Consider the following 13327-nt stretch of genomic DNA (forward strand, 5'->3'; position numbering starts at 1 on the left):
GACGTACGACGCGGTGACGACCGGGACACGGCCCCCGTCAGGTGATGCCCAGGTCGATGCGGACCAGTTCGGCTGCCGCGACGATGTCGTTCACCTCGAACGTCGTGCTGCGGTCGACGCCCGCTGCCCGGAAGGCCCGGTCAACCGTGTAGCGGATGGCCCAGCCAGGTGTGAAGTCCACCAGCGGCAGCCGGGCGAAGTCCGCGAGCCGGACCTCGCCCTTCGGGCTCGCCTCGGTGAGCACGCGCCGCGGCGCCGCCAGCAGCACCATGTCCTCGCGGGACAGCAGCCGGACCGCCGGCCCGCGCTGCTGCCGGCGGTCGAGCACCACCACGGCCAGGTCCACGGTGCCCTCACGCAGTGCCTGACGGATGTCGGCGACGGCCGCCTGTCGCAGGTGCACGACCACGCCGGGATGCTCAGCACGCAGCGCGGCCAAGGCGTGGTGGAGTCCCGCCCATACCCCCTGCATCGTGCCGACCGTCACCCGCCCGCGCAGCTGCCCCCGTACGGCATCGACGGCATCCCGGGCCGGTTCGGCGGCGCGGAGCGTCGCTCGTGCGGCGGGTACGAAGGCCTCGCCGACCGGGGTGCGGTCGAACAAGGGGGTACCCAGTTCGCGTTCGAGAGCTCGGACCGTGCTGGACACGGACAGCGCTCCGTCCGGCGCGAAGGCGACGGGCTTCGATCGTCGCTGCATCGTGTGCAGGCGGCGGTCCGTCGTGCGGATGGCGGCTCATGCCGCTCCAGGTACCGCCTCACGTACGTTGGGGCAGCCGCGGCCATTCCTCAAGCGCGAACCAGCGGTGTGTCGACCAGATGCTCGGCCAGGAACCACGCCTGCCGTTCGCCGGTCCGGATCACCTGGGAGACCAGCAGGTCGATGGTGCCGTCGTCACCGCACTCGGCGGTCCGGGCGGTGGCGTCATGGGCATCGATGAGGATCGTCTCGTGGGCCTCCAGCAGCCGGGACAGCATGGCCGGCACCTCCTCCACGCCGTCCGGGGGCCGCGGGATCGAGGTGATCTCGGCGACGTGCCGGGAGTCTCCCACCGCAACGCCGCCCAGCGACTGGACGCGTTCGGCGATGGTGTCGATGATGTCGAGCTGTTCACCCGCGTGCTTGTCCAGGAGCAGGTGCAGCTGGTAGAAGGTCGCGCCGCGCATCAGCCAGTGGTGCTTCTTGTAGAGGCCGTAGAGGATCTGCGTGTCCGCGAGGACCTTGTTCAGGCGCTGACAGGAATACATCCGCGCCTCGTAGGTCAGGGCGATGGGGAACTGCTTGACGGTCCCGAACTCCTGGATCACCTCGCCCTTCTGGTGCAGCAGGGGCTGGCTGCTATGTGCGGATGGGGAGTTGGTGGTCATGGTCCGCCTCCTGCGGTTCCGTGCTGTGCGTACCCCGGTGACGCTAGGTGCCCGGTCGGGGGGTGTCTTGACCTGCAGTGCATGCGGTGGTGCCCGCCAGCGCACTGTGCCGGTCCCTGTCCTCGGCGTTCGCTCTCGGTCAAGCATCCGTGCGCCGGCGGACTCGGGCCGCCTGCCGGCCGCTCTAGCGTCGACCGGACAGTCCATGCCCGGAGAGCCGGCGGAACGAGGAGAGGCATGAGCGCGAACGAGCAGGCGGACGTGGTGGTCGTCGGGCTGGGGCCGGGCGGCGAGTATGTCGCCGGCACGCTGGCCGAAGCGGGGCTGGACGTGGTGGGGGTCGAGGCGGAACTCGTCGGAGGCGAGTGTCCGTACTGGGCGTGCGTGCCCAGCAAGATGATGATCCGGGCCGGGAACCTGCTCGCCGAGGCGGGGCGGGTTCCCGCCCTTGCCGGTGAAGCGGTCGTGACTCCGGACTGGGGCAGGGTCGCCGGACGGATCCGTCACGAGGCCACCGATGACTGGAACGACCAGGTGGCCGCGGACCGCTTCACGGCGAAGGGCGGTCGGCTCGTCCGGGGGACGGGGCGCCTCGCCGGGCCGCGCCGTGTGACGGTCGGTGACCGCACCTTCGAGGCCCGGCGGGGTGTCGTGCTGGCCACCGGCACCCGGCCCCGGATCCCCCCGGTGCCGGGTCTGGAAGGAACGCCGTACTGGATCAACCGGGACGCCATGGCGGCCAAGGAGCTACCGGCGTCCATGGTGGTGCTCGGCGGGGGCGCCATCGGCGTCGAACTCGCCCAGGTCTTCGCCCGCTTCAAGTGTGCGGTCACCGTGATCGAGGGGCAGGACCGGCTGCTGTCGCAGGAGGAGCCGGAAGCAGGGGAGCTGGCCGCTCAGGTGCTGCGTGCGGACGGTGTCACCGTCCTCACGGGTACTCGGGCGCGGCAGGTCAGCCATGACGGCTCCGAGTTCATCGTCCGCCTTGAGGGCGACGAACAACTGCTGAGCGCTGAACGGCTCCTGGTCGCCACCGGACGTCAGGCCGACCTGACCCCGCTGGCGGTCGACTCGGTGGGCCTCGATCCGGCAGCGGGAGCCGTTCCCACGGACGGGCGGATGCGGGCCGGGGACGGGCTGTGGGCGGTCGGCGACATCACGGGCCGGGGCGCCTTCACCCACGTGTCGATGTACCAGGCGGAGATCGCCGTCCGGGACATCCTCGGGCAGCCCGGACCCGCCGCCGACTACCGGGCGCTGCCTCGCGTCACGTTCACCGATCCGGAGATCGGGGCCGTCGGCCTGACGGAGCGACAGGCGCGAGAGCAGGGGCTTTGCGTGCGCACCAGCGTGGTGACCGTCGCCTCTTCCACGCGTGGCTGGATCCACGGGCCGGGCAACGAAGGGTTCATCAAGCTCGTCGAGGACGCCGACCGGGGCGTGCTGATCGGTGCGACGTCGGCGGGTCCGGTGGGCGGGGAGGTGTTGTACGGACTGAACGTGGCCGTCCATGCCGAGGTACCCGTCGACCGGCTTCAGCACATGATCTACACCTACCCCACCTTTCACCGGACGATCGAGGCGGCCCTGGGAGCCCTCCGCTGAACCGCACCCCGACCATACGGGCGGACCCGGGCGCCAGGCGGTGGCGCACCATGATGGGCCGTGACCCCGGCGAACCGCACCGATCCGCCACCTCGCTGGAACTCTTCTTCGACCTGTGCTTCGTCGTCGCAGTGGCACAGGCCTCCACCAGCCTGCACGGGGCGCTGACGGAAGGGGACTACGGCAGCGGTGTGCTGCGCTTCGGGCTGGTCTTCTTCACCATCTGGTGGGCGTGGATGAACTTCACCTGGTTCGCCTCAGCCTACGACCCCGACGACGTCACATACCGGCTGACGGTGCTGGTGCAGATCACCGGATCGCTCATCCTCGCCGCCGGCGTGCGCCGCGCCTTCGAGGACGGGGATCTGCACGTCATCACGCTCGGGTACGTCGTGCTGCGCACGGCGTTGGCCGCGCTGTGGCTGCGTGCCGCGCTGTCCGATCCCGCCCGGCGGAAAACCACGCTGCGCTTCGCCGCGGGGGTGACGGTATGCCAGCTCGGCTGGGTGGGGTTGCTCGCCGTCCCGGTTCCGGTACGGCTGCCGGGCATCGTGGTGATGATCGTGGCCGAGGTGTCCGTTCCGGTGTGGGCGCAGTCCGCCGGGATGACGCCCTGGCATCCGCACCACATCGCCGAGCGCTACGAACTGTTCACCCTCATCGTCCTCGGCGAGTCCGTCGCAGCCGCCACCGTCGCAGTCCGCAGCGCCTTCGACCGGCATCACGGCACCGGTTCGCTGTACGCGCTGGCGGCCGGTGGCCTGCTCCTGGCGTACGCCATGTGGTGGCTGTACTTCGCCCGCCCCGCGCACACGCTGCTCGCCACGACGCACCGGGCCCACCGGAGGCGATTCCCCTGGGCCTACGGCCACTACCTGATCTTCGCCTCGGCGACCGCGGAGGGCGCCGGCCTGGCCGCGTACGCCGATCACGTCACGCGTCGCACCGGGGCCTCGCCGGTTGCCGCCGGCGCCGCGGTCACTGTTCCGGCGGCCGTCTTTCTGATCACGGTCTGGGTCGTGCACCTGCGGCCACACCAAAGGAGCCTGGCCGAGCGGATTCCGTTCCCCGTCGCCGCGGTCGGGGTCTTGGCGGCCGCTTGGTCCCCGGTGCCCGCGCTTATCGCCGGTGTGCTTGTGGCCGGCCTGGTCGCGGTGGTCACGGTGCCGCGCCGGTGACCAGGCCCCGCAGCAGAATCCCGGCCCTGAGCCAACACGAATGGGCCACGCGGACGGACACCGTACAGGAAGTCCGTCCGCGCGGCCGCCATGCCGTCCGTCGCCTTGTCAGCCCGTGCCCATACCGCCGTGCGGATCAGATCGCCACCTCCTCGGGCAGGGGCGGAGGTGAGCCCGGAACGGAGTGTCAGCGGGTGTGCAGCGCGGTGCGCAGGGTGCCGGTGGCCAGCGTGATGGCGGCTTCGGCGGCATGGGTCTCGCGCAGCGCGTTGAGCATCACGAAGTCGTGGATGATGCCCTGGAAGCGCACGGCGGTGACCGGGACGCCGGCCTCGCGCAGCTTGTTGGCGTAGGCCTCGCCCTCGTCGCGGAGCACGTCGGCCTCACCGGTGATGACCAGGGCCGGGGGCAGGCCGGTGAGTTGCTCGGTGGTGGCGCGCAGCGGGGACGCGGTGATCTGGGCGCGCTCGGTCTCGTCGGTTGTGTACTGGTCCCAGAACCACTGCATGCCGTCGCGGCGCAGGAAGTAGCCGGTGGCGAACTGGTGGTAGGAGGGCGTGTCGAAGTTCGCGTCGGTCACCGGGTAGAACAGCACCTGCTGACGCAGCGGGAGGCCGCCGCGCTCCTTGGCCATCAGGGTGAGCGCGGCGGTCATGTTGCCCCCGACGGAGTCGCCGGCCACGGCCATCCGGGAGCCGTCCAGGTCCTTCGAGGCGCCCTGCTCGACGACCCACTTCGCCACCGTGTAGTTCTGCTCGATGGCGACCGGATAGCGGACCTCGGGCGAAAGGTCGTACTCGGGGAACACCACGGCGGCGCCCGCGCCGACGGCGAGTTCACGCACCAGACGGTCGTGGGTGTGGGCGTTGCCGAACACCCAGCCCGCGCCGTGGATGTAGAGGACCACCGGCAGGACCCCCTCGGCGCCGGCAGGCTTGACGATGCGGGCCCGGACACTGCCCGTCGGACCGCCCGAGACGGTGATCCACTCCTCATCGACCGCCGGCTTCTCGATCTCGCCGGACTGCACCTCGTCGACCGCCTTGCGGCCTTCCGCCGGGGGCAGGTCGAAGAGGTAGGGCGGGTTGGCCGTGGCCTCGGCGAACGCGGCTGCGGCCGGCTCCAGGACCGGCTGGCCTGGCACGAAGGCGTCGGAGTCGGACATGTGGATCTCCCGGTTCATATGGTGCGCCGGTCTCTCCGGCGGGGTGAGGCGGCTCCGGGACAGGCGCAGAGGTCTGCGGAGTCGTCAGTCGCCACGCTAGGACGCTCAGGCGGCCGACGTTGTCCGTGAGCGCATCGGAACTGACCCCACAGTGCATGGAGAGGCAGTGCACTGTCGGAACGCATCCAGTGCACTGCCGGGATAAACGGACGCTTTGGCTCGAAATAGCCTGGCGGCGCAGCAGTCGAGGGGCGCCGGGCCCGGGCCTGTGTATCGCACGGGAACCCCACCCGGAATGCTGATCGGTTCAGCTTCGGCGCAGTAATTGCGCAGTCCCCGACTCTTTACGCCCGCCGCTGTCCACGCACATGGAATTCGATGCAATGGCAATCGAAGCCGTTCATCCCACAGGAGGTTGTCGAAAGGTGTCCACGATGCCGGTCGGTGGGCTGGTTCCCCGCGCCACCGACAACGCCGCGGACCTGGTCGTCCGCAACGCGAAGATCCACACCGGAGACCCGGTCCGCCCGCAGGCCGAGGCCATCGCCATCCGCGACGGTGTCATCTCGGTCGTCGGCGACGACAACGACGTCGCCTCCCATGTCGGCCCGGACACGAAGGTGGTCGACGCCTGCGGCCGCCGGATGGTTCCCGGCCTCAACGACGCGCATTTGCACGTCATCCGAGGCGGGCTCAACTACGTACTGGAGTTGCGCTGGGACGGTGTCCCGACACTGCGCCAGGGCCTGGCGATGCTGCGCGAGCAGGCGGCCCGTACGCCCAAGGGCCAGTGGGTGCGGGTGGTGGGCGGATGGTCGGCCGAGCAGTTCGCCGAGCGGCGGCTGCCGACTGTCAGCGAGCTGAACGCGGCCGCGCCGGACACCCCGGTGTTCGTCCTGCACCTCTACCATTCGGCGGTGCTCAACCGGGCGGCTCTCAAGGCCGCTGGATTCACCCGGGACACCCCCGACCCCAAGGGCGGCCAGATCGTACGGGGCCGGGACGGTGAGCCCACGGGCATGCTGCTCGCCGCTCCCAGCGCCCTGATCCTCTACTCGACCCTGGCGAAGGCCCCGGTGCTGGAAGGGGAGGACAAGAAGACCTCCACCCGTCACTTCCTGCGGGAGCTGAACAGGTTCGGCCTGACGTCGGCGATCGACGCGGCCGGAGGGTTCCAGAACTTCCCCGACAACTACAGCACGGTCACCGAACTGGCGAAGGCCGGTCAGCTGTCTCTGCGCATCGCCTATCATCTCTTTCCGCAGACCGCCGGCCAGGAGATCGACGATCTCACCCGCTGGATCGAAATGGCCCGCCCCGAGGACGGGGACGAATGGCTGCGCCTCAATGGCGCGGGCGAGAATCTGACGTGGGCGGCGGCGGATTTCGAGAACTTCGCCGAACCACGGCCACACCTCGCCGACTATGAGGCGGAATTCGAGAAGGCCGTACGTCTGCTCATGGAGAACGGCTGGGGATTCCGGCTGCACGCCACCTATGACGAGACCATCCGCCGGGACCTGGCGGTGTTCGAGAAGCTGGCCGCGGAAGGGCTCTTCCCGGCCGGCAACCGGTGGCTGTTCGACCATGCGGAGACCGTCTCCGCGGACAGTCTCGACCGCATCGCCGCCCTGGGCGGCGCCATGTCCGTGCAGAACCGGCTGTCTTTCCAGGGCGAGGCGTTCGTACGCCGCTACGGTCCCGGTGCCGCCGCGGACGCCCCGCCGATCCGGGCCATGCTGGAGCGTGGCCTGACCGTCGGGGCCGGCACCGACGCGACCCGGGTCTCCACCTACAACCCGTGGGTCGCCCTGCACTGGCTCATCACCGGCCGCACCGTGGGTGACCTGGTCGTCCGCCCGCCGCACAACCGGGTCGACCGCCGCACCGCACTGGCCATGTTCACCGAGGCAGGTGCCGCGCTGACCGGGGAGGAGGGCATCAAGGGCGTCCTGCGCCCGGGCTTCCTCGGTGACCTAGCGGTCCTGTCCGAGGACTACTTCACCGTGCCTGAGCCGGACATCGCTCACATCGAGGCCCTGCTGACGGTCGTCGGCGGCCGGATCGTCTACGCCGCCGGTCAGTACGAGGGCCTGGACGAGGAGTTGCCGCCGGTCAGCCCCCACTGGAGCCCGGTTGCGCACTTCGGCGGCTACCAGGCCACGCCCGGTACGGGCCTGTCGGGCGCCCGTCAGGCCGAACTGCTCGGCCAAGCCGTCACCGAGTCGGAGCAGCACCGTCAGTGGCGCGCCCGACGCGGCCTGGCCCCGGAGGCAGCGAGCACGTTCTTCGATCCCTGCTTCTCCCTCTGATCTCCCGGGAGGGGCCCGGTCACGAGCCGCCCCTCCCGGGACACCACCCCAGCTCGCGCCGCCTATCGCGCGGTTGCGCTCAACAGCGGACACCGGTCCGCGATCACCACACCTGGAAAGGCCCTGTCATGGTCAACATCTCCGAAGTCACCGCGGCCCCCAGCCCCGACCTGCTCACCCCGGACAACTGCGCGGTGCTGTTCATCGACCACCAGCCGCAGATGTTCTTCGGCACCGGCAGTGGCGATCGCACCGCGATCATCAACTCGACCGTCGGCCTGGCGAAGTCCGCCAAGGTGTTCGACGTGCCGGTCGTGCTGAGCACCGTGGCCGCCGAGTCCTTCTCCGGCCCGATCATGCCGCAGCTCGCCGAGGTCTTCCCGGACCAGAAGATCATCGACCGCTCCACGATGAACGCCTGGGAGGACGCCGACTTCGTCGAGGCGGTCAAGGCCACCGGCCGCAAGAAGCTGGTCTTCGCCGGCCTGTGGACTGAGGTCTGCATCGTCCTGCCCGTGCTCTCCGCCATCGCCCAGGGCTACGAGGTCTACGTGGTCACCGACGCGTCCGGCGGCGTCAGCCCGCAGGCCCACGAACACGCCATCCAGCGCATGGTCCAGGCCGGCGCGGTCCCGGTTACCTGGGTGCAGGTGCTGCTGGAGCTGCAGCGCGACTGGGACCGCACCGAGACGTACGCCGCCGTGAGCGACGTGGTCAAGGAACACGGCGGCACCTACGGCCTCGGGATGGTCTACGCGCAGGCCGTCATCGGGGCCCACGCCGCCGGCTGATCCCCGGCTCCTTCGCAAGCAGTCAAGGACGGAGTCAGGAACAGGCAGGAAGAGATGAACGCTGGACTGCTGGTCCTCCGGCTGGTGACGGGACTTCTCATCGCCGGCCACGGAGTTCAGAAGGTGAGTTTCCGGCTCGGGGGCCATGGCCTGGCGGGCGGAACCGAGGAGTTCCGCCACGACGGGTTCCGCGGCGGCCGGCTGACCGCGATCGTCGCGGGAGCCAGTCAGATCGGGGCCGGCCTGTTCCTGGCCGCCGGACTGCTCACGCCGTTGGCCGCGATGGCCGCCATGGGTGTGATGACGGTGGCGGGCACCGTCAAATGGCCCAAGGGCCTGTGGGTGCAGAACGACGGCTACGAGTATCCGATGGTCCTCGTCGTCGTCTCCGCGGCGCTGGCCCTCGCCGGGCCCGGCCGGTGGTCGCTCGACCAGGCGCTGGGCATCACGCCCTGGCCGCTGTGGGTCGTCCTCCCCGCGGTCGTGGCCGGCCCGGTGAGCGGACTGCTCACCCGCGTGGTGCTGCACCGCCCGTCCGACGAATCGGAAAGGAAGCAGTATGCGCAGGCTGCTGAGTGACGCGGTCAGCACACTCGTACCACCCCGACAGGACCGCCACGGCCCGCTGCCGCCCCTGATGCTCACCCTGACGGTGGTCACCGGTCTGGTCGACGCGGTGAGCTATCTGGCGCTCGGGCACGTCTTCGTCGCCAACATGACCGGCAACGTGGTGTTCCTGGGGTTCGCTCTGGTGGGTGCCGCGAACCTGTCCGTGCTCGCCTCCGTCGTCGCCCTGACGGCGTTCCTCGTCGGCGCGCTCACCGGGGGCAGGCTGGGCACCCGGTTCGCGACGCACCGTGGAAACCTGCTGAAGACGGCCACCGCCGTGCAGACGGTGCTGGTCGCCGTCACCGTGGCCGCCGCCGCGGTCACCGACGGCCGGGTCACCACGGGTGTCCAGTACACACTGATCGTGTTCCTCGGGCTCGGCATGGGGCTGCAGAACGCGGTCGCCCGGCGCCTCGGCGTACCGGACCTCACCACGACCGTACTGACCCTGACCCTGACGGGGCTGGCCGCGGACTCCACCCCGGCCGGCGGTGCGGCGCCGCGGCCCGGCCGCCGGGTCCTGTCCGTGCTGGCGATGTTCCTCGGCGCCTTCACCGGAGCCCAGCTGGTTCTGCACGGCCACCTCGTGCTCACCCTGAGCCTGGCGCTGCTGCTCCTCGCGGTCACCTCGGTGACCACCCACCGCCTCTCGTCCGGCGATCCGGCCTGGACCCGGTCACCGTCCTGAGACTGGGGACTGCTTGCCCCACAAGGGCGTACCGGATACGTCTGAGCCCCCTGACCCAGGGGGCTCAGACGTATCCGTGTCCCCGCTCAGGGACGCGGAATGTTGCGCACATTGGCCCGGGCCAGGTGAACCATGCGGCCGACGCCTCCGGTCAGGACCGTCCGGCTCGCCGACAGCGCGAAGCCGCTGATCTGCTCGGCGGTGATCTTCGGGGGGACGGCCAGCGCGGTGGGATCGGTGACGCCGTCGACCAGCGCGGGACCCTCATGGGCGAAGGTCTCGCGCAGCGCCTCGCGCACCTCGCCGGGCTTCTCCACCCGGATGCCGCGCGCACCGGCCGCCGTGGCGATGGCGGCGTAGTCCGTGTGCGGGTAGCTCGTGGCGTGCGGGGGCAGGCCGTCGACCATCATCTCCAGGTCGACCATGCCGAGGGAGGAGTTGTTGAAGACGACCACCTTCACCGGCAGGCCGTACTGGACGAGCGTCAGGAAGTCGCCCATGAGCATGGAGAACCCGCCGTCGCCGGAGAGGGAGACGACCTGCCGGCCGCGGTCGAGGAACTGGGCGCCGATCGCCTGGGGCAGCGCGTTGGCCATGGAGCCGTGCACGAACGAACCGAGGATGCGACGGCGGCCGTTCGGCGTCAGATAACGCGCCGCCCACACACAGCACATGCCGGTGTCGACGGTGAACACGGCGTCGTCGGCGGCCTCTTCGTCGAGCACCGCTGCCACGTACTCGGGGTGGATCGGGGTGTGCCTGTCGACGTTGTGGGTGTAGGCGTTCACCGCGCTCTCCAGCGCGTGGGCGTGCCGCTCCAGCATGCGGTCGAGGAAGCGGCGCGACGTCTTCTCCCGCACCGCAGGGGTCAGGCAGCGCAGGGTCTCGCCCACGTCGCCCCAGACGGCGAGGTCGAGCTGGGTGCGGCGACCGAGGCGCTCGGGCTGGACGTCGACCTGAACCGTGCGCACGTGACGGGGCAGGAACTCGGAGTACGGGAAGTCCGTGCCGAGGAGGATCAGCAGGTCGGCCTCGTGCATCGCCTCGTAGGCGGCGCCGTAGCCGAGCAGTCCGGACATGCCGACGTCGTACGGGTTGTCGTACTGGATGTGCTCCTTGCCGCGCAGCGCGTGGCCGACCGGCGCCTTGACCTTCTCGGCGAAGGCCATCACCTCCGCGTGAGCGCCGGTGACGCCCCGGCCGCAGAACACCATGACGCGTTCGGCGGCGTCCACCAGTGCCGTGAGCCGGGCGAGTTCCGTCTCGCTCGGGCGGATGGCCGGAAGGTCCAGGGGCATGGCGAGTTCGGGTGCCGCGTCCGGGGAGTCCTCGGCGGCGGTGTCGCCGGAGAGCGCAACGACCGAGACGCCGCGGCGGCCGACGGCGTGCTGGATGGCCGTCTGCACCACGCGCGGCATCTGGCGGGGTGAGGAGATCAGCTCCGAGTAGTGGCTGCACTCGGCGAACAGCCGGTCGGGGTGGGTCTCCTGGAAGTAACCGGTGCCGATCTCGCCGCTGGGTATCTGGGCGGCCAGCGCGAGCACGGGCGCCATCGAGCGGTGGGCGTCGTACAGGCCGTTGATCAGGTGGAGGTTGCCCGGTCCGCAGGAGCCTGCGCAGGCCGCGAGCCGACCGGTGAGCTGGGCTTCGGCACCGGCGGCGAACGCCGCGACCTCCTCGTGGCGGACCTGGATCCACTCGATGGCGTCGTGCCGTCTGACCGCGTCGACGACGGGGTTCAGACTGTCCCCCACCACGCCGTACATGCGGCGCACACCGGCACGGGCCATGAGGTCGACGTACTGTTCGGCAATGGTCTGCTTGGCCATGGTGCTCCTCGGGTTCCGGCAGTGCCCCAGGCGCCGCCACGCGAGGGCACAGCGGGCCCTTTTCGGGACCACGTCGGAGAGACCACAGAGCACCATGTGCCTGTCCGTGCACGAGATCCGTTCAGGCAGTGCACCGATCCCCGGCCCCGCTGCGGTCGGCGCGCTCCGCACCCGCCGACGCGCGAATGGCCCCATCCAGCAGACAGAGCGAACGGCCGCTGCGTCCGCTGCGCACCGCGAGCAGTTCCGCCGCGAAGGACACCGCGGTCTCCTGCGGTGTCGACGCACCGAGGTCGAGACCCACGGGCGCGTGCAGTCTCGCCACGGCCTCGGGGGACACGCCGGCCTCCGCGAGATCCCGGACTCTTCGCCCCTGCGTGCACCGGGAACCGAGCGCACCCACGTAGGCCAGTGGACGGCCGAGCGCCTCGGCGAGAACCGGGATGTCGAACTTCGGGTCGTGCGTCATCATGCACACCACGGTCCTGCGATCGGTCTCCACACCTGCCAGATACCTGTGGGGCCAGTCGACCACGACCTCGTGGGCGTGCGGGAAGCGTTCGGGCGTGGTGAGGGTGGCGCGGGCGTCGCACACCGTGACGTGGTACCCGAGGAATGCGCCGATCTGGCTCACGGCGGCGGCGTGGGCGTCGGCCCCGAACACCAGAAGCCGTGGCGGCGGGAACCAGGCCTCGAACAGAACCCGGGGCTCGCCCTGCACACCGATGTCGTAGGTCCGTACGACGGTGTCGTCCTCGGTGTCGTCCCTGAGCGTGTCCGTGACGGAGCAACAGGCGGGCGTCGGCGAGGACGGCGAGATCCAGAGCGGCGCTGCCGGTGCTGCCCAGATGCCCGTCCTTCCACACGGCGGCGGCTCCGCCGGCCTGTCCGTCGAGTCCCGTCATCACCCGCGCCACGACGACCGGACGTCTCGCCGCCGCGGCCAGGTACGCGGCGGCGAGGACCCGCGCCAGGCCCTCGTCCACGGCCTGGACGAAGACGTCGATCTCGCCTCCGCACGTCAGCCCCACCGCGAACGTGTCGTCGTCGGAGTATCCGAAGGAGACGAACCGCGGCTGTCCCGACGCCAGCACCTCACGGGCCTGGTCGTACACGGCGCCTTCGACACAGCCTCCCGACACACCGCCGAGGGGCGTGCCGTGGGCGTCGGCGCACAGTGCCGCTCCCGGTTTCAGCGGCGCGCTGCCCCGGACGGCGACGACGCGGTGAGCAGCCGCTCACCCTCGCGCCTTGTCCATTGGGCCATCACAACACCTCGTCCGTATTTTTTCGGGAACTGATCGTGCGAGAGCCGCACCCCTGCGCTCATCATCGTGTGGGATTTCCGGCCGCGTGGTGCCTGGCAATGCCCTCGTGGCGTTCCGCCTCCGTGTAACCGCCCCAGACGCCGTAAGGCTCGCGAGAGGCCTTGGCGAAGAGAGCACAGGGAGAGCTGACCGGGCAGGTCCGGCAGATCGCACATGCCGCTTCTTCCCGCCGCCGGCGTGCAAGGCCCCGCTCACCGCTGGGCGAGAAGAAGACAGAACTGTCCATGCCGCGGCACGCAGCGTCCGCTTGCCACTCCCACATTTCGAGAAGGGGTTTGGTCCGGGTCTTCATGAAAACCTCCGCTCGATGTTCCACATCGTTGTTCGTGTCGAGGTCCCCATCAGTACGGTAGCGACGACTAGGCCGTTTCTGATGGCTCTTGGTTGGGTGGGTGGATCTCGTGGTTGGCCGGGCAGGACGCCCGTATGGTGCGGCGACACGAGCTCACGGACT

Annotated in this window: 12 protein-coding genes and 1 pseudogene; 6 read left to right on the forward strand and 7 right to left on the reverse strand. The window is 70.2% G+C overall.

Annotated elements, in window-relative coordinates:
* Positions 1–37: 37 nt before the first annotated feature.
* Entirely contained in the window at positions 38–649 is a 612-nt protein-coding gene (locus ACGFZQ_RS49215) for a LysR substrate-binding domain-containing protein (RefSeq protein WP_393846026.1), read from the reverse strand.
* 140 nt (positions 650–789) lie between these two features.
* Positions 790–1368, reverse strand: coding sequence for a Dps family protein (locus tag ACGFZQ_RS49220; RefSeq protein ID WP_393846027.1), 579 nt, complete (start codon positions 1366–1368; stop codon positions 790–792).
* A 237-nt stretch (positions 1369–1605) separates the two neighbouring features.
* Here ACGFZQ_RS49220 and ACGFZQ_RS49225 point away from each other — a divergent pair, with 237 nt between their 5' ends.
* A complete protein-coding gene (locus tag ACGFZQ_RS49225) occupies positions 1606–2973 on the forward strand; it encodes a dihydrolipoyl dehydrogenase family protein (protein ID WP_393846028.1) in 1368 nt (455 codons plus the stop codon).
* 50 nt (positions 2974–3023) lie between these two features.
* Complete coding sequence (locus tag ACGFZQ_RS49230) at positions 3024–4151, forward strand: low temperature requirement protein A (protein ID WP_393846029.1); 1128 nt, start codon at positions 3024–3026, stop codon at positions 4149–4151.
* 187 nt (positions 4152–4338) lie between these two features.
* Here the strand turns inward: ACGFZQ_RS49230 and ACGFZQ_RS49235 are convergent, their stop codons facing one another.
* Positions 4339–5316, reverse strand: coding sequence for an alpha/beta hydrolase (locus tag ACGFZQ_RS49235; protein ID WP_393846030.1), 978 nt, complete (start codon positions 5314–5316; stop codon positions 4339–4341).
* 425 nt (positions 5317–5741) lie between these two features.
* Between ACGFZQ_RS49235 and ACGFZQ_RS49240 the strand changes: the two genes are divergently transcribed.
* The 4 genes from ACGFZQ_RS49240 to ACGFZQ_RS49255 all read left to right on the forward strand — a co-directional run bounded on the left by ACGFZQ_RS49240 (position 5742) and on the right by ACGFZQ_RS49255 (position 9716).
* On the forward strand, positions 5742–7628 hold the full coding sequence (locus tag ACGFZQ_RS49240) for an amidohydrolase (RefSeq protein ID WP_393846031.1): 1887 nt from the start codon (positions 5742–5744) through the stop codon (positions 7626–7628).
* 128 nt (positions 7629–7756) lie between these two features.
* On the forward strand, positions 7757–8419 hold the full coding sequence (locus tag ACGFZQ_RS49245) for a hydrolase (protein WP_393846032.1): 663 nt from the start codon (positions 7757–7759) through the stop codon (positions 8417–8419).
* A 54-nt stretch (positions 8420–8473) separates the two neighbouring features.
* Complete coding sequence (locus ACGFZQ_RS49250; RefSeq protein ID WP_393846033.1) at positions 8474–8998, forward strand: DoxX family protein; 525 nt, start codon at positions 8474–8476, stop codon at positions 8996–8998.
* Positions 8979–9716, forward strand: coding sequence for a YoaK family protein (locus tag ACGFZQ_RS49255; RefSeq protein ID WP_393846034.1), 738 nt, complete (start codon positions 8979–8981; stop codon positions 9714–9716). The genes ACGFZQ_RS49250 and ACGFZQ_RS49255 overlap by 20 nt, the downstream gene beginning before the upstream one ends.
* Before the next feature lie 86 nt (positions 9717–9802).
* Here ACGFZQ_RS49255 and ACGFZQ_RS49260 read toward each other — a convergent pair whose 3' ends face one another.
* The 4 genes and pseudogenes from ACGFZQ_RS49260 to ACGFZQ_RS49275 form a co-directional block, all read right to left on the reverse strand.
* Positions 9803–11545: a pyruvate dehydrogenase gene (locus ACGFZQ_RS49260; RefSeq protein WP_393846035.1), complete on the reverse strand. Its 1743-nt coding sequence runs from the start codon at positions 11543–11545 to the stop codon at positions 9803–9805.
* Positions 11546–11666: 121 nt separating this feature from the next.
* On the reverse strand, positions 11667–12266 hold the full coding sequence (locus tag ACGFZQ_RS49265) for an XdhC family protein (protein WP_393846036.1): 600 nt from the start codon (positions 12264–12266) through the stop codon (positions 11667–11669).
* Positions 12267–12660: 394 nt separating this feature from the next.
* A pseudogene (locus ACGFZQ_RS49270) lies at positions 12661–12741 on the reverse strand (hypothetical protein); the annotation flags it as partial.
* A 133-nt stretch (positions 12742–12874) separates the two neighbouring features.
* Positions 12875–13165 carry a WhiB family transcriptional regulator gene (locus ACGFZQ_RS49275; protein ID WP_393846037.1) on the reverse strand — a complete coding sequence of 97 codons (291 nt, stop codon included), beginning with the start codon at positions 13163–13165 and terminating at the stop codon, positions 12875–12877.
* Between the last annotated feature and the right edge of the window lie 162 nt (positions 13166–13327).

This window comes from Streptomyces sp. NPDC048254, from assembly GCF_043201895.1.
In the GTDB taxonomy this organism is placed as follows: Bacteria; Actinomycetota; Actinomycetes; order Streptomycetales; family Streptomycetaceae; genus Streptomyces.